General features: G+C 64.8%; 16 protein-coding genes. 6 read left to right on the top strand and 10 right to left on the bottom strand.

Features of this window, described 5'->3' with window-relative positions; all coding sequences use genetic code 11:
* Nucleotides 1-102 precede the first annotated feature (102 nt).
* The 3 genes from ACIQUI_RS14690 to ACIQUI_RS14680 form a co-directional block, all read right to left on the bottom strand.
* Nucleotides 103-693, bottom strand: coding sequence for an HAD family hydrolase (locus tag ACIQUI_RS14690; RefSeq protein ID WP_403199680.1), 591 nt, complete (start codon nt 691-693; stop codon nt 103-105).
* Nucleotides 690-1,559 (bottom strand): acyl-CoA thioesterase II, encoded by an 870-nt coding sequence (gene tesB / locus ACIQUI_RS14685; protein WP_016712127.1) that lies wholly within the window; start codon nt 1,557-1,559, stop codon nt 690-692. The genes ACIQUI_RS14690 and tesB overlap by 4 nt, the downstream gene beginning before the upstream one ends.
* Nucleotides 1,560-1,655: 96 nt before the next feature.
* Nucleotides 1,656-2,225: a GNAT family N-acetyltransferase gene (locus ACIQUI_RS14680; RefSeq protein WP_403199677.1), complete on the bottom strand. Its 570-nt coding sequence runs from the start codon at nt 2,223-2,225 to the stop codon at nt 1,656-1,658.
* A 179-nt stretch (nt 2,226-2,404) separates the two neighbouring features.
* Between ACIQUI_RS14680 and ACIQUI_RS14675 the strand changes: the two genes are divergently transcribed.
* The 3 genes from ACIQUI_RS14675 (at nt 2,405) to ACIQUI_RS14665 (ending at nt 5,559) form a co-directional block, all read left to right on the top strand.
* Entirely contained in the window at nt 2,405-3,091 is a 687-nt protein-coding gene (locus ACIQUI_RS14675) for a histidine phosphatase family protein (RefSeq protein WP_403199675.1), read from the top strand.
* A 163-nt stretch (nt 3,092-3,254) separates the two neighbouring features.
* Nucleotides 3,255-4,169, top strand: coding sequence for a histone deacetylase (locus ACIQUI_RS14670; protein WP_403199673.1), 915 nt, complete (start codon nt 3,255-3,257; stop codon nt 4,167-4,169).
* Between the two features lie 148 nt (nt 4,170-4,317).
* Nucleotides 4,318-5,559 carry a TIGR03862 family flavoprotein gene (locus tag ACIQUI_RS14665; protein WP_403199670.1) on the top strand — a complete coding sequence of 414 codons (1,242 nt, stop codon included), beginning with the start codon at nt 4,318-4,320 and terminating at the stop codon, nt 5,557-5,559.
* Between the two features lie 152 nt (nt 5,560-5,711).
* On the opposite strand, the gene ACIQUI_RS14660 is transcribed toward ACIQUI_RS14665, so the two are convergent.
* The 5 genes from ACIQUI_RS14660 to ACIQUI_RS14640 all read right to left on the bottom strand — a co-directional run bounded on the left by ACIQUI_RS14660 (nt 5,712) and on the right by ACIQUI_RS14640 (nt 10,160).
* Nucleotides 5,712-7,037, bottom strand: coding sequence for a DEAD/DEAH box helicase (locus ACIQUI_RS14660; RefSeq protein ID WP_403199667.1), 1,326 nt, complete (start codon nt 7,035-7,037; stop codon nt 5,712-5,714).
* Between the two features lie 55 nt (nt 7,038-7,092).
* Entirely contained in the window at nt 7,093-8,013 is a 921-nt protein-coding gene (gene yedA / locus ACIQUI_RS14655) for a drug/metabolite exporter YedA (RefSeq protein ID WP_403199664.1), read from the bottom strand.
* 125 nt (nt 8,014-8,138) lie between these two features.
* Nucleotides 8,139-8,744, bottom strand: a complete 606-nt coding sequence (locus ACIQUI_RS14650; RefSeq protein WP_403199661.1) for a PolC-type DNA polymerase III — start codon at nt 8,742-8,744, stop codon at nt 8,139-8,141.
* A 9-nt stretch (nt 8,745-8,753) separates the two neighbouring features.
* Complete coding sequence (locus ACIQUI_RS14645) at nt 8,754-9,233, bottom strand: NYN domain-containing protein (protein ID WP_016489324.1); 480 nt, start codon at nt 9,231-9,233, stop codon at nt 8,754-8,756.
* 162 nt (nt 9,234-9,395) lie between these two features.
* Entirely contained in the window at nt 9,396-10,160 is a 765-nt protein-coding gene (locus tag ACIQUI_RS14640; protein ID WP_403199658.1) for a DUF2076 domain-containing protein, read from the bottom strand.
* 166 nt (nt 10,161-10,326) lie between these two features.
* Here ACIQUI_RS14640 and ACIQUI_RS14635 point away from each other — a divergent pair, with 166 nt between their 5' ends.
* Complete coding sequence (locus ACIQUI_RS14635) at nt 10,327-10,983, top strand: YciC family protein (RefSeq protein ID WP_403199655.1); 657 nt, start codon at nt 10,327-10,329, stop codon at nt 10,981-10,983.
* 18 nt (nt 10,984-11,001) lie between these two features.
* On the opposite strand, the gene hrpB is transcribed toward ACIQUI_RS14635, so the two are convergent.
* On the bottom strand, nt 11,002-13,530 hold the full coding sequence (gene hrpB / locus ACIQUI_RS14630) for an ATP-dependent helicase HrpB (RefSeq protein WP_403199653.1): 2,529 nt from the start codon (nt 13,528-13,530) through the stop codon (nt 11,002-11,004).
* Between the two features lie 117 nt (nt 13,531-13,647).
* On the opposite strand from hrpB, the gene ACIQUI_RS14625 reads away from it, so the two are divergent.
* Together ACIQUI_RS14625 and ACIQUI_RS14620 are read left to right on the top strand one after the other, a co-directional pair.
* A complete protein-coding gene (locus tag ACIQUI_RS14625) occupies nt 13,648-14,067 on the top strand; it encodes a polyribonucleotide nucleotidyltransferase (protein WP_391135373.1) in 420 nt (139 codons plus the stop codon).
* A gap of 25 nt (nt 14,068-14,092) precedes the next feature.
* Nucleotides 14,093-14,962, top strand: a complete 870-nt coding sequence (locus tag ACIQUI_RS14620) for a cation diffusion facilitator family transporter (protein ID WP_403199651.1) — start codon at nt 14,093-14,095, stop codon at nt 14,960-14,962.
* 124 nt (nt 14,963-15,086) lie between these two features.
* Here the strand turns inward: ACIQUI_RS14620 and ACIQUI_RS14615 are convergent, their stop codons facing one another.
* A complete protein-coding gene (locus ACIQUI_RS14615) occupies nt 15,087-15,881 on the bottom strand; it encodes a DUF6515 family protein (RefSeq protein WP_403199648.1) in 795 nt (264 codons plus the stop codon).
* Between the last annotated feature and the right edge of the window lie 308 nt (nt 15,882-16,189).

The raw sequence follows: 16,189 nt of genomic DNA, 5'->3' as shown, positions 1-16,189 counted from the left end.
GGGCACGCCCGCTCCCACAGGGGCGCCGCAGGACCTGAGACGTGCGCAATACCTGTGGGAGCGGGCATGCCCGCGAAGAGGCCCGCACTCCCAACACCAGCATCAGCCCAGCATCACCCTCAAAGCCCGGCAATCGGCCGCATGCCAATCCACCAGCTCCGGCCAAGGGTTGTCGGGCAAGTTCACCAGCACCGTCCGGGCTCCAGCCGCCCGCCCGCAGTCCAGGTCGAACCGATAATCCCCCACCATCACCAGCTCGCCCGGTGCCACGCCCCAGGCACTGGCAATCTTCAGCAGCCCATCCGGGCTGGGCTTGGGCGCCGCCTCGTCACGCCCCAGAATATGCTCCACCGGGAAGCAATCGGCCAAGCCGATGGCCTCCAGCGTCACATGCGCCAGCTCCCGCGCATTACGGGTCAGGATAGCCAGCCGGCAGCCGCGCCCGGCCAGCTCGCGCACCAGCTCCACCGCCCCGGTGGCCGCGGTGGAGGCCAGTGCCAGGTCGCGCTCGTGTTCCAGCAACCAGGCATGCTTGGCCGCGGCTACATCTGCCGGCAAGGCCGCCAGATGGGTAAGGATGTCGTCCTCGGCCGGAATGTCCAACGCCACACGAATGGCGGCAAAGTCATGCACGGCCACGGTCAGGGTGCCGTCCATGTCGAACACCCAGTTGCGTACCTCGCCCAGGCTCATGCCCAATCCTTGCGATGGCGAATCAGGCCTTCCTGGCTCGAAGAAGCCACCAGTTGCCCGGCCTGGTTGAAGATGCTGCCACGGCAGAAACCGCGGGAATTACCGGCCCACGGGCTGTCGGTGGCGTACAGCAGCCACTCGTCGGCGCGCAGGTTGCCGTGGAACCATAGCGAATGGTCGAGGCTGGCAATCTGCATGTCGCGCTGCCACACCGATTTGCCATGTGGTAACAGCGAAGTGGTCAGCAGGCCAAAATCCGAGGCGTAAGCCAGCATGTATTTGTGCAGGGCCGGCACATCGGGGAGGTTGCCGTCGGCGCGAAACCAGGCGTACTTCACCGGGTCCCCGGGCTTGGGGTTGAACGGGTCGCGCTCGGTGACCGGGCGGATCTCGATTGGCTTGGCACACAGCACCTTGTCGCGAATGCGCTCGGGTAACTGGTCAGCCATGGCGCGCGCCAGCTCTACCTCGGTGGGCAGGTTTTCCGGGCCGACCACGTCAGGCATCTGCGCCTGGTGCTCGAAACCTTCCTCGTCGTACTGGAACGACGCGCTGCAGGTGAAGATGGTCTGGCCCTTCTGGATCGCCGTCACCCGACGGGTGCTGAAGCTGCCACCATCGCGCACGCGGTCCACCGAGTACACCACCGGCAGGCTGGCATCACCCGGGCGCAGGAAGTAGCCGTGCAACGAATGCACATGGCGAGCGTCCTCGACCGTCTGGCTGGCCGCCGACAACGACTGGCCCAGCACTTGCCCACCGTACAGCTGGCGGAAGCCCAGGTCCTGGCTACGCCCACGGAACAGGTTCTCCTCGATGGCTTCGAGGCTCAACAGGTCGACCAGGTCGTCCAACACATGACTCATCGGGGGTTCTCCTCGCAAGGCAACACGTCTCTACAGCGCTTGTAATGAAGGCAAATGATACAGGGTTTGTCATTCGCACCGGGCATGGCCGTGCATTCAGGGGCGCAGGGTGCGCTCCCAGTGCGCGCGGTCGATGCGGTACAGCACGTGGGGGCGCAGCGGGTGGCCCGCGGCCAGGCGGGGGTGTTCGAAACTGCCGTTCAGGTCCTGCTGCATGCCAATGGCCTGCATCACCTTCTGCGACGGCAAGTTGCTCTCGCTAGTGAACGACACCACCTCCTCCAGGCGCAACTGGGCGAAAGCACAACGCAGGCTGGTCCACGCTGCCTCGCTGGCAAAACCCAGGCCCCAGTGGCGCCGCGCCAGGCGCCAGCCAATTTCCACAGCCGGCGTAAAATCGGCATCGAAGCCGACATGCAACAGCCCGGTCATGCCGATGAATGCGCCACTGTCCTTGCGCTCCAGCGCCCACAGGCCAAAGCCGTACTCGTTGAAATGCCCGCGCACGCGGCCTATCAGTGCAGCCGCTTCAAGGCGCGTCAGCGGTGCCGGGAAATAACGCATTACCTGCGGGTCGGCACACAGCGCAGCGAACTCGCCCAGGTCGTCATCGTGCCATTGGCGCATTACCAGCCGTGCGCTTTCCAGTTCAAGAATGGGGGTCATCGGGCCTGCTCCGGTTTTGCCGTGTTGCAGTTTACAGCGTAGGCGCGAGCGCAGGTTTCACCCAGCAACAGCCGCCGAATGCAATTTTCACAAGCCCTTCACCGCCTCCCGACAGGCCGCTTGGCAGGATGCCGCCATCCACCTGCGCACCAGCCGCGGCACTGCCAACGGAGCAACACATGCTATCGAGCAACACCCTGGGCCACCCAGCCATCCACGCCCGGCGCAAGCGGCGCCTGTCACGCAAAGCCCTCGGTGCCGCCCTTGGCCTGTGCATGGTCGTTGCGGCATTGACCACCTGGCTGGCGACGAGGACGCATATCGTGGACCTTGGTAACGAGCAACAACTGAGTGACAGTGGCCTGCTGCAGGACTGGGCCGACGGTGCAGTGATCGTAATGATCCGCCATGCCGAACGCTGCGACAGCGCCCCCGGCCCCTGCCTGGACGACCCCACCGGCATTACGGTGGCCGGTAGCCAGGCCGCCGGGCGCGTTGGTCAAGGGCTGAACCAGTTGGGCCTGGACAATGCCGACCTGCTCAGCAGCCCGAAGCTGCGTACCCGGCAGACCGCGCACTTCATCCTCGGCCAGGCAGTCGCCAGCGAGGACTGGCTGGAAGGTTGCGACAAGCAGTTCGCCAGCGAAGCGATGGCCCATAAAAGGCCGGGGCATAACCTGGTGCTGGTGACCCACAACGGCTGCATCGACCATTTCGCCCGCCAGCACAACGTTGTGGGTGGCGAGCGCGAGAGTGGCTATGCCAGTGCGCTGTTCGTGTCGGTGGATGGCAACGGCAAGGCACGCATCCTCGGGCGCTTGAACGAGCCGGACTGGCAGCGGGTGCTGGCCAGCACAGGGAGATAGCATTGGCCTGATCTGGCCTCATCGCCGGCAAGCCAGCTCCCACAGGTCCCCCATGGCCTTCGAGGCTTGTGCACTACCTGTGGGAGCTGGCTTGCCGGCGATTGGGCAGCAAAGCTGCCCCGGCCATGGCAAGATCAGCACTGGCCCTGATTGCGAACACCTCATGCCGCTGCCGCTGATCTACCACGAAGACTACAGCCCGGAGTTCCCCGCCGAGCACCGCTTCCCGATGGACAAGTTCCGCCTGCTGCACGACCACCTGGTCGACAGCGGGCTGACCACCGACCAGGCGTTGCTGCGCCCGGACATCTGCCCCAACGACATCCTCGCCCTGGCCCACGACCGCGGCTATATCGAGCGCTACATGAACGGCGACCTGTCCCGCGAGGACCAGCGCCGGCTCGGCCTACCCTGGAGCGAAGCCCTGGCCCGGCGCACGGTGCGGGCAGTGGGTGGTTCGCTGCTAACCGCCGAAATGGCACTGCAACAGGGCATCGCCTGCCACCTCGCTGGCGGTACACACCACGCCCATTACGACCACCCCGCCGGCTTCTGTATCTTCAACGACCTGGCCGTGATCAGCCATTACCTGCTGGAGGCTGGCCGGGTGCATCAGGTACTGATCTTCGACTGCGATGTGCACCAGGGCGACGGCACCGCGCGCATCCTGCACGACACGCCCGAAGCCATCACCGTGTCGCTGCATTGCGAACAGAACTTCCCGGCGCGCAAGGCGCAGAGTGACTGGGACATCCCCCTGCCGCGCGGCATGGGCGACGCGGCCTACCTGAAGGTGGTGGACGATGCCCTCAACTACCTGTTACCCCTCTACCAACCCGACCTGGTGCTGTACGACGCCGGCGTCGATGTGCACAAGGACGATGCCCTGGGTTACCTGCAACTGACTGACGCGGGGGTTGCCGCCCGTGACGAAGCCGTGCTGCGCCATTGCCTGGGCCGCGACATTCCGGTGGTAGGCGTGATCGGCGGCGGCTACAGCAAGGACCGCCAAGCGTTGGCCAGGCGCCATGGCATCCTTCACCACAGCGCGGCACGGGTCATCGGTTGTTCACAATGACTGTGGAACCGCTTGTGGATAACCTGCGGGAAAGGCGCTGTAGCCCTTTGTCGGCAAGGCCTGCAGAGAACTGATTGTTTTTTGACCAGTGCTTCCGTGGGCAGCCCTGCGCTAGAATGCGCCTCTTTTCCACAGCCTGCTGCCCACCATGCCCGATCTGAACCCCGCCTCCTCTCCCCTCGCCATCGTGATTGGTGGGGGCCCTGCCGGCCTGATGGCTGCTGAAGCGCTGGCCCAGGCGGGCCTTGCGGTCGAGGTGTTCGATGCCATGCCTTCGGTGGGGCGCAAGTTCCTGCTGGCGGGCGTTGGCGGCATGAACATCACCCACTCCGAGCCTTACCCGGCGTTCGTTTCCCGCTATGCCGGGCGCCAGCGCGAAATCGATGCGCTGCTGCGTGACTTCGACGCCGAAGCCTTGCGCCAGTGGATTCACCGCCTGGGCATCGAAACCTTTATCGGCACCTCGGGGCGGGTGTTTCCCACCGACATGAAAGCCGCGCCACTGCTGCGCGCCTGGCTCAAGCGCCTGCGCGAAGCCGGGGTAGTTATCCACACCCGCCACCGCTGGCTGGGCTGGAATGCCGACGGTGCCTTGCGAATTGCTTATCCACAGGGCGAGCTTGCCGTGAAGGCTGCGGTCGTGGTGCTTGCACTGGGCGGTGGTAGCTGGGCGCGATTGGGCTCCGACGGCAGCTGGCAACCGCTGCTGGCGGAACGGGCTGTGGATATCTCGCCTTTGCAGCCAAGCAACTGCGGCTTCGAAGTGGCCGGTTGGAGCGCATTGTTGAAGGAGAAGTTCGCAGGTGCGCCACTGAAGAACATTGCCCTCAGCGTGCCTGGCAGTGCACCGCGCAAGGGCGAGTTCATCCTCACCGCGCAAGGCGTGGAAGGCAGCCTCGTGTATGCGTGGTCAGCGCCGCTGCGCGAGGCCATCAACCACAGTGGCCGAGGGGTGCTACTGCTCGATCTGCTGCCGGACAAGCCTGTGGACAAGATTGCCCTGGCACTGGCCAAGCCGCGCGGTTCACGCTCGATGGCCAAGCACTTGCACAGCCAGTTGGGCATCGATGGGGTCAAGGCGGCACTGCTGCGGGAACTGACCGATCAGGCGACCTTTGCCGACCCACAGGCGCTGGCCCGGGCGATCAAGGCGTTGCCGATCACGCTGGTGCGCACTCGGCCGCTGGATGAAGCGATCAGCAGTGCTGGCGGGGTGCGTTTCGAGGGGCTGGACGAGGGGTTGATGGTCAAGGGCATGCCGGGGGTGTTCTGTGCCGGCGAGATGCTGGACTGGGAGGCGCCGACCGGGGGGTATTTGCTGACGGCGTGTTTTGCCAGTGGGCTGCGCGCCGGGCGGGCGGCGGCGGATTGGCTAAAAACCCCAAGCTGATACCGCCCCAACTGCCTTGCATAGAGCCCACAGGCTGCTGCGATCCCTGTGGGAGCGGGCAAGCCCGCGAAGCAAGCGACGCGATGGATGGCACCGGCTGCGCCGGTGTTCGCGGGCATGCCCGCTCCCACAGGAACGAGATGGCTGCAAATTTACGGCTTACGCTTACGCGGCCCACCATTGAAGCTAGGCACCTTGCGCACGGCCTTCACCGCCGGCTCCGCCTCACCACTACTGTCCATCCAGCGCCCCAACCCGCGCTTGGCGCTGTTCTCTTTCGGCTTCTTGGGCTTTTTCGGCTTCTTGATCACCTGGCCACTGGCATCGGTCATCGGCACCCTGTGTTCCGGGATGAAGTCCGGCTCTTCATGGCGCGGCAAGGTCTGTCGGGTCAGCACTTCAATGGCCGACAGCATCTGTACTTCATCCGCACACACCAGCGAAATCGCCTCGCCCTTGTTGCCCGCCCGGCCAGTACGGCCAATGCGGTGCACGTAATCCTCGGCAACAATCGGCAGGTCCAGGTTGACCACCAGCGGGAGGTCATCGATGTCCAGGCCACGGGCCGCCACATCGGTTGCCACCAGCACCTGGATCTCGCGGGCCTTGAAGCTGTCCAGCGCCCGCTGGCGGGTGGCCTGCGGGCGGTCACCGTGAATGCCATCGGCATTGACACCTTCGGCCAGCAAGCGCTCTACCAACTGGTCAACGCCGTTGCGGGTCTTGGCGAACACCAGCACCTGCTTCCAGCGCTGCTTGCGCAGCAGGTGGCAGAACAGGTCGACCTTGCGCTTCTTGTCCACAGGCACCAGCCACTGCTTGACGCTGGCGGCGGTGGCATTGCGCGGGCTCACTTCGATGCTGAGCGGGTCATTCAGCGCCAGCCCTGCCAACATGCGGATCTGGTCAGAAAAGGTAGCGGAGAACAACAACGTCTGGCGCTTGCGTGGCAGCGCGGCGTAAACCGATTGCAGTTCTTCGGCAAAGCCCAGGTCGAGCATGCGGTCGGCTTCATCGAGCACCAGCATTTGCACCTGGTTGAACTTCACCGCGTTCTGCCGGAACAGGTCGAGCAAGCGGCCCGGGGTGGCCACCAGCAGGTCGACGCCACGGCGCAGGCGCATCATCTGCGGGTTGATGCTGACCCCGCCGTATACGGCGTAAGTGCTCAGCGGCAGGTTCTCGGCGTACTCGCGCACATTGTTGTGCACCTGCTCGGCCAGCTCGCGGGTAGGCACCAGCACCAACGCGCGGATCGAGTTGCTGGCCACCTTCTCGCCTTCCAGCGCCAGGCGCTGCAGTACAGGCAAGGCAAAGCCTGCGGTCTTGCCGGTGCCGGTCTGGGCTGCGGCCATCAGGTCGCGGCCGGCCAGCACGGCAGGGATGGCCTTGGCCTGCACCGGGGTCGGAGTGGTGTAGTCCAGCTGCTGCAGGGTGCGCAGCAGCGGTTCGATCAGGCCGAGTTTGGCGAAATTCATGGCAATACCGTAAGGGGGTTCAGCGAAGGCGGCAAGTTTACCGCATCGCCCCGACCTACTTGCAGATTTCGCCTTTCAACGGCTGCGCCAGCGCTGGGGCCTTGCGCCACTGCGGCAAGCCGATCAGCACCACCGCGCCGATAATCACCGCCATGGCCACACACTCTTCGGCACCAATCTGTTCGCCGGCAAAGACAATGCCCAGCAACACCGCCACCGCCGGGTTGACGTACGCATAACTGGTGGCGGCGGCCGGGCGCACATGCTTGAGCAGGTACATGTAGGCACTGAACGCCAGGATAGAGCCGAAGAACACCAGGTAGGCCAACGCCCCCCAGCCGGCTGCGGTCGGCATCTGCGTCATGCGCTCGCCCGACAGCACGCTGCCCAGCAACAGCACCGCACCGCCCACCAGCATTTCTGCAGCACTCGCCATCGGCCCCTGAGGCAGCGGCAAGGACTTGCTCCACACCGAGCCAAACGCCCACGACGCCGCAGCAAAAATGATCAGCGCCGCGCCAACCGGGCTTGCCTGCAGGTTGGAGCCCAGGTTCAGCAGGCCGATCCCCACCAACCCCAGGGCAATCCCCGCCCATTCCAGCTTCGAATTGCGGTGCCCGAACAACAAGCCGAACAGCAAGGTAAACAGTGGCACGGTGGCCACCGCCAGCGCTGCCACGCCCGATGCCACGCCGGCATGCTCGGCCACCGTCACGCCGCCGTTGCCACAACTCAACAGCAGAAAACCGATCGCCCCTGCCGCTCGCCATTGCGGCCAGGTAGGCGCCGGCACACCGCGCCAGCGCAAGAAACCGTACAGCAGGCCACCAGCAATCAGAAAGCGCACCCCGGCCATGAGCATCGGCGGCCAGCTCTCCACCCCAATGCGAATGAACAGGTAGGTAGACCCCCAGACCAGGTACAAGGCCAGAAAAGCACCAATGAGCAACAATGGGAAGCGGCGGGCGGCAGGCATGGGAAAACTCGAAATCCGTTTACGGGTGATTCAGTTTAATAGCCTGCCTGGGTAAACATCAGTTACAAAATCGCTCGAAATGAGCGGCACACTTTTGGTGCGTCCGGTTTGGGCAGTGGTGAGCCTTAACGGTATCTGGCCAGGGTTTCGCGGATCTTCGCGGCGGGCACTTTCTGCAAGCGGCACAGGAAGTCATGCGAAAGTTGCTGGATACCATGGGCCTGGCGCAGTTCGCCGGCCAGGTGTTGCAGCAAGTTGGCAGCCATCTCGGCATCGGCCATGGCCCGGTGCGCGGTGCCGGTGTCCGGCAGGCCGGCCCAACGGGTCAGTGTGCCCAGCTTGTGGTTCGGCGCCATCGGCAACAGGCGCCGCGACAGCAGCAGGGAGCAGGCGAAAGACTGCCTGCGGCTACGGCCGATGCGGCCCAGTTCGTAGTCCCAGAATTTCTGGTCAAAAGCCGCGTTGTGTGCCAGCAGCGGGGTGTCGCCGACAAATTCGGCCACTTCGTTCATTACCTTGTCCACCGGCGGCGCACTGCGCAGCATGCTGGTGGTGATGCCCGTCAACCCGGCAACGAAGGCCGGTACCGGCACACCGGCGTTCATCAGGCTCTGGTAGCGCTCGACGATGCGCCCGTCCTCCAGCATCACCACCGCCACTTCGGTGGCGCGGCAGCCTGCACTGGGGGTAATACCGGTGGTTTCAAAGTCGATGACAGCAATGCGTTCCATGAAGGGCCCTCAATGTTTGAGCAACAGCTTACCCTCGATGGGCACATAACGGGTGGCTGCACGGATCAGTGACAAGGCGGTAAGCCCAGGCACGCCATACACCACGGCCTCGGTACCGTGGCGCTGGATCACCCGCTCCAGCAGCAGGTCGAAGTCGCCATCGCCAGAGGCCAGCACCACCTGGTCGACCCGGCTGGCTGCATCGATCACATCCAGGGTGATACCCACATCCCAGTCACCTTTGGCCGAACCGTCGCTGCGCTGGATGAAGGGTTTGAGGCGCACGTCGAAACCGAGGTTGCGCAAGATCTGCTGGAACTGCTGTTGCTTGCTGTCGCCACGGTCGATGGCATAGGCCACGGCTTCGACGATCTGGCCCTCACGGCTGACGTCGGCCCACAATGCGGTGTAGTTGAAATGGCAGCCATGGGCCTGGCGCACGGTGTAGTAGAGGTTCTGCACATCGGCGAACAGCGCGATCTTTTTCACCTGGGAACCTCATGTCTGGCCTGGAATGCTGAGGGCTGCGGTGCAGCCCTTTCGCGACACAAGGCCGCTCCTACAGGGAATTGCGTACCCGTGTAGGAGCGGCCTTGCGTCGCGAAAGGGGCGCAGCGCGCCCCCAAAAATGCCAGCAGTATGCCAGACCTGTCAGACGTACGAATCGTCGTCCGAGAAGAACCCGCCATCGTCGCTGCCGTAATCGGTGTCGGCATAACCGCCCTGGTCATTGCCCCAACCACCGTTGTCAGCCACTTGCTGCTGCCCGCCCTGGTCGTTCCAGCCGCCGCTGTCACTGGCCGGCGTCGGCTCTTCCTTGATCACCTCGACCACTTCTTCGGGCTGCGAGTTGTGGTTGAACAGGCTGCTGATGCCCTGCGCCAGCAACACACCACCGGCCACACCGGCTGCAGTCTGCATGGCACCACCGAGGAAGCTGCTGGCACCGCCACGCGCCGGCGCGGCGCCAAAACCGGGCTGCTGCGCCTGCGCTTGCGGCTGGGAGAAGCCCGGGGCCGAGGGTTCGCGCCAGCCACCACCCGAGGCCACCGGGGCTGCAGCAGGACGCTGCGGCTGTGCGGCTGGAGCCGAACTGCGCCCACCCGAACCAAAGATGCTCGACAGGAAGCCACCGCCACCATTACTCGGCGCACTGTTGCCAGCTTGTGCGGCCTGTGCCTGGGCCCGAGCCTGCTGCAATTCGGCTTCCAGTTGCTTGTTCTGCTCATCGAGGCGCTTGATCGCAGCCTCCTGCACCAGGATGGCCTGGGCCATGTAGTAAGGTGCTGCCGGTTGCTGACGCAGGTGCTGCTCGATGCACGCCTGCGCCTGCGCGTCACGCGGCTGGCTTGGATCTTCGGCTTGCTTGATGCGGCCGAACAGGCCGTCGATCAGGGTTTGTTCTTCAGTGTTCATGGGGCGACCTCGTGGGGTAGCGGGACAACGGACAGCGTCAAAGATGGGGTGTAGCGGCACGGGATTCAATCACTGGCGCGGTGAAACTTTTTTCAGCAAGTGACAGCCACGGGCCTGCTTTGGGCTAAAGTTACGCCCCTGTTTTATTGCCATGCGATGTTGACTGATGAATCCGCTGAGCGTTCTGCGCGACTCCCTGTACTTCTTCCGCCGCCACCTGCCGAACATCCTCCAGTTGTGCCTGCCGCTGGTGGTGCTGGAGGCCTTGCTCACCCAGCTGCTGTACCGGCAGATGGGCGACCAGGCATCGCCGGCCTACGGCATGCTGGTGAGCCTGCTGTTCTACCCGCTGTACAGCGCCGCATTGATCCTTTACCTGCACACCCGCAGCAATGGCCAGGACATCGGCAAACGCGACCTGCTCGCCCGCGCCGTGCAGCTATGGCCGCAACTGGCCTTGCTGATTCTCATCAGCTCGCTGCTGATCATGGCCGGCCTTGCGCTGTTCATCTTCCCGGGCGTGTGGATCATGATCAACCTGGTGTTCGCCGAGTACCTGCTGGTACTGCGCGGCCGGCCAGTGGTGCAGGCTATGCGCGAAAGCGCCAGCATGACCACCGGGCACTTCATGCGCATCATGATCTGCGTGGTGGCGGTGCTTGCACCGATCTGGCTGATCGACGGGCTGCTGCTGATGGCCTTCCCCGAGCCATCACCTGGCATGGAGCTGGCCATGGATAGCCTCAGCGGCTTCCTGCAGCTGTTCAGCACTGTGGTGCTGTACCGCCTGTTCATGCTGCTGGAGGGCGAAGCCGGGGCGTGAAGCCCAGGCCCGACCTGATCAGGTACCCCGCGGCTTGGCCCGCGCCGTGGCCTCGGCCACCAGCGGGTCGTCCGGCCAGTAATGCTTGGGATAGCGGCCCTTCAGGTCCTTTTTGACCTCGGCATAAGTGGTGCGCCAGAAGTTGGCCAGGTCCTGGGTCACCTGCACCGGCCTGCGTGCCGGTGACAGCAGGTGCAATTTGACCTGCTGCCGGCCATTGGCGATGCGCGGGGTGTCGGCAAGGCCGAACAACTCTTGCAGACGCACGGCGAGAATCGGCGGGTTTTCGCTGTAGTCCAGGCGAATGTTCGAGCCCGATGGCACCGTCAGGTGAGCAGGAGCCTGTTCTTCCAGGCGTTGCGGCAATGGCCAGGGCAACAGGTTGCGCAGCAACGACGGCAGGTCCAGTGCGGCAAAGTGGCCAAGGCGCGAAACCTTGCCCAGATAGGGCTGCAACCACGTTTCCAGGCTGGCGAGCAGCGCTTCGTCACCCAGGTCGGGCCAGTCGCTTTGCCCGTCCCTGGCCATGTCCAGTTGCCGTAACAGGGCCACCCGCGCCTGCCACTGGCGCAGCTCCGGGGTCCAGGTCAGCAGGTTCAGGCCTTTGCGCCGTACCAGGCCAAGCAGCGCCTTGGCACGCGCTTCGTCGCTCAGGCCAGGCAACGGTTCGCGGCTGAGTATCAGCTCACCGACCTTGCTCTGGCGCTCGGCACGCAGCACCTGCTCGCGCTCATCCCAATCAAGCAGATCAACCCGCTCGACCTGTTCGGCCAGCACGTCATCAAGCAACGCCGGGTCGAACTCTGCCGCCAGGTAGATACGTTCTTCGCGCTGGCCCTGGCGGCTGCCCAGGTCGGCGATCACCAGCCATGGGTATTTCATCAACGCATCGACTTCGCCGAACAAGGCTGCACGGCCATTGGCCAGGCGATACTCGGCGCCCCCTTCACGTCGCTGCTGCGCGACCCGGTCGGGGTAGGCCAGCGCCAGCAAGGCGCCAAGCCAACGCGGATGGCCCGGGTCGGCAACGGCGGCCCCGGCCTTGCCGCGCAACAGGCCACGGTACTGTCGCGCCAGCTGCCGGGCACGCTGCACGCCACCCTGGCCGCCACGGCTGGCCTTGCTCTCGCCGCTGACCAGGGCTAGCCGGCTGTGCAGGTCGGCACCTCCGCCGCGCTGGATATCCCGCTCTCCCAGCAACGCCGCCACATCACAGGCCATGGTTGCCAACCCCAGGTACTGACCGCGCAGCAACAAATGGGCGATACGTGGATGCGCCGGCAGTTCTGCCATGGCCTGGCCGTGGTCGCTGAGGTTGTCGCGGCTGCCCGGTTTGAATGCCCCAAGCCGCGCCAGCAGGTCCTGGGCCTGGGCAAACGCCGCACTGGGCGGTTGATCGAGCCAGCGCAGCTGGTTAGGTGCAACGCCCCAGCGTGCCAGTTGCAGGGCCAGCCCTGCCAGGTCGGCCTGCAAGATCTCGGCACTGCCATGGGCCGCCAGCTGGTCATGCTGGGCCTCGGACCACAGGCGGTAACACACGCCCGGCTCCAGGCGCCCGGCGCGGCCTGCGCGCTGGGTGGCACTGGCACGAGAGATACGCTGAGTGTCCAGGCGGGTCATGCCACTGCCGGGGTCGAAACGCGGCACCCGCGCCAGGCCTGCGTCGATCACCACACGCACGCCGTCGATGGTCAGACTGGTCTCGGCGATGTTGGTCGCCAGCACCACCTTGCGCAGGCCCTTGGGCGCCGGGTCGATGGCGGCGCGCTGGGCATTGAGGTCGAGTTCGCCATGCAGCGGGCACAACAGAATCCCGGGGCGCTCGCCCAGTGCCTCCTGCAAGCTCTGGTGCACCCGACGGATCTCGGCCTGGCCCGGCAGGAACACCAGCACACTGCCGGTTTGCTCGGCCAGCGCCTGCAGCACACTGTCCACTACCCGTGGCTCGATGAACTCACCCGGCTGCAAAGGCCGGCCCCAGCAGATATCCACTGGATACATGCGGCCCTCACTGCTGACCACCGGGGCATCGTCCAGCAACCGCGACAGGCGCTCGCCTTCCAGGGTGGCGGACATCAGCAGAATCTTCAGCGGCGGGTCGTCACGCAGCAACTCGCGGCCGTTCAGGCTCAATGCCAGGGCCAGGTCGGCATCCAGGCTGCGCTCATGGAACTCGTCGAAGATCAGCAAGCCCACGCCTTCCAGCGCCGGGTCGGCCTGCAGGCGGCGGGTGAGGATACCTTCGGTTACCACTTCGACGCGGGTGTTCGGCCCGACCTTGCTGTCCAGGCGTATGCGGTAGCCCACGGTCTGGCCCACCTGCTCGCCCAGTTCGCTGGCCAGCCTTTCGGCAGCCGCACGCGCCGCCAGGCGCCGGGGCTCCAGCATGAGAATGGTTTGCCCGGCCAGCCACGGCTCGTTCAGCAAGGCCAGCGGCACGCGGGTGGTCTTGCCGGCGCCGGGTGGTGCTTCGAGCACGGCTTCGTCACGTTTTTCCAAGGCTTGGCGCAAGGCGGGCAAGACGGCATCGATCGGTAATGAAATCATGGTGGTCCTCGAACAATCTCGCGAGTATAACGGCGAACCCAGCCTGCTCTATCATGGTCTTAAGCTTCAGGCGCAGGCGCTTCGCCTGCCCTGCTGAACACCCTCTCGGAGATTTACATGCGCATCCCATCCCGCGTCATCGGCGGCGCCCTGATTGTCACCCTGCTGACCCAGCTGACGGCCTGCGGCACGATTTTCTATCCAGACCGTCGCGGCCAGATCGGCGGCAAGATCGACCCTGTGGTCGCGGCCATGGATGCCATCGGCATCCTGTTCTACGTGATCCCGGGGCTGATCGCCTTCGGCATCGACTTTGCCACTGGTGCCATTTATTACCCGGGTGGCCGAACCGCCCAGGTAGACCCGGCAAAACTGCAGGAAGCCGTAAGCGCTGACGGCAAGGTCGACAACCTGAAGTTGCAGGCCATCATCGAAAGCGAACTGGGCCAGCGCCTGCCGCTGAACGACCCGCGGCTTATCCAGCACCGCGGCAGCATCGAACAGCTGGCCAGCCTGGGCCTGGTACCGGCCGCCTGAACCCCCGCACGGACGTTGACCACGGATGATCACCCCAGCCGAACACCAGCGCCTGCTGCGCCTGGCCACCCGCGCCTCACTGGCGGTGGCCAGTATCCTGGTGCTGAGCAAGGCGCTGGCCTGGTGGCTGAGCGGCTCGGTCAGCCTGCTGGCCGGGCTGACTGACTCGGCACTGGATGCTGTTGCCTCGTTTCTCAACCTGCTCGCCGTGCACTACGCCTTGCGCCCGGCCGACGACGACCACCGCTTTGGCCATGGCAAGGCCGAAGCGCTGGCCGGCATGGCGCAGGCGCTGTTCATCGCCGTCAGTGCGGTGCTGATCGGCGTGCAGGCAGCCGAACGGCTGCACACGCCACAACCCCTGGGCGATACCGGTATCGGCATCGCCGTGATGCTGTTGTCACTGGTGCTGACCCTTGCCCTGCTGGCACTGCAGCGCAAGGTCATTCGCCTGACCGGCTCCACCGCCGTGCGGGCCGACTCCCTGCACTACCGCTCCGACCTGCTGCTGAACAGCAGCATTCTGCTGGCCCTGTTGCTGGCACGTTTTGGCTGGCCACAACTGGATGCGCTGTTCGGCCTGGGCATCGCCTTGTACATCCTCTGGAGCGCGTTGCAGATTGCCCGCGAAAGTACGGCGATCCTGATGGACAAGGAATTGCCGGGCGATGTCGGCGAAGGCATGGCCGCGCTGGTGCTGGCCATTCCCGGCGTGAAAGGCGTGCATGACCTGCGTACGCGGGTGTCGGGCAACCAATGGTTCGTGCAATTGCACCTTGAGCTTCCGGGGCAGTTGCCGCTGCATGAAGCGCATGGGTTGTGCGTTCAGGCATCAAAGGTGATCCGCCAGCGTTATCCACAGGCGGATGTGATGGTGCACGCAGACCCTGTGTAAACCTGCAAGGGCCCTATCGCTGGCAAGCCAGCTCCCACAGGTATTGCGCATGCCTTCAGGCCGGTGGAGTCCCTGTGGGAGCTAGCTTGCCAGCGATAGGGCCCTTGCAGGCAAAACACCCGGCTCAGTTGATGCTGTAGCCTCGGCCATTGAAGCAGGCGCCCAGCGCCCGCTGGTAAAGGCTGAGCACATTGGCCGGCGGCGCATAGGTCGCCGTCGCCGGGTCGAAGCCCGACTGGCTCACCGCCCAGCGGTGGCACTGGTAACGGTCTTGCTCCTGCTGTTCCTGTCCCTGGCCATTCATCGGGTACGCCACCACGTCATAGCCACCGTTCGAGGGTGCCACCGGTGCCGGTGCCGGCGCACCAACTGGCGGGTTGACCACCACGTACTCCTGGCTGTCCGCCAGGTACTGGTAATAAGTATCGGCCACCAGGAAGAACAGCGCCCCGCCCAGCCACACTTCCCGGGCATACGGTGGCAAGTAGTTGACCCGCACGCCGTAAGGCGGCGTCACCACGATGTAGCTGCCACCGTGCGGGCGGTACCAGTAGCCACCGGAGTAGAAGTAATCCGCGCCACGGTAAGGCACTTTCCAGTAGCGGTCAGGAAAATGGTCCACCGTATGCCCGGGACGATACTGCGGCCCAGGCCCCCAGCCATTGCCATGGCCATCCGGGCGCCCCTGCCAGCGGTCATCACCGTGGCGTCGAGGTATGTCCTGGTAATACCCCTGGCGTGGCGCCTGGGTCTGGCGCACTTCGTCGCGCGAGTTGAGCGTGCGGCCCGGCCCGCCCTCACCTTGCACCTGCTGACCGTGTTCACCGTGCCCCTCACCCGGCCCTTCGGCCAGCGCCCCCAGGCTGATGCTCAAACTCAGCAAACCAACACCTGCCAACTGCCAGATGCGCGACTTCATGGTGTTCCTCTCGGTAGACAATTCGGCAACTACAGCCAGTCTACCGCGCCCGCCACACAGGCCAATTAAATTTCCAGACAGAAAAAAGGGAGGCCGCAGGGCCTCCCTTCAGGAATTGTCGTCCGTGCTCGGCACTTGTGGCGCCGGCTCACCTCACACCGTCTTCTGGAGGGTGTGTAGCCCGGGGGCCTGCAGATCCTGTTGGATGGCTGGCCGCGACCGCCCGCCTAGAGCGCGTCGCCGTGGACTGATGTCCGGGCAGTGATTCTGTTGATAAAGATACCGGACAGGTTGCAGCACAGGATTGC

Source organism: Pseudomonas sp. NPDC090592, assembly GCF_044769185.1.
Classification (GTDB): Bacteria; Pseudomonadota; Gammaproteobacteria; order Pseudomonadales; family Pseudomonadaceae; genus Aquipseudomonas.
Note: the sequence above shows the minus strand (reverse complement) of the source record. Positions and strands in the feature narration are given on the sequence as shown.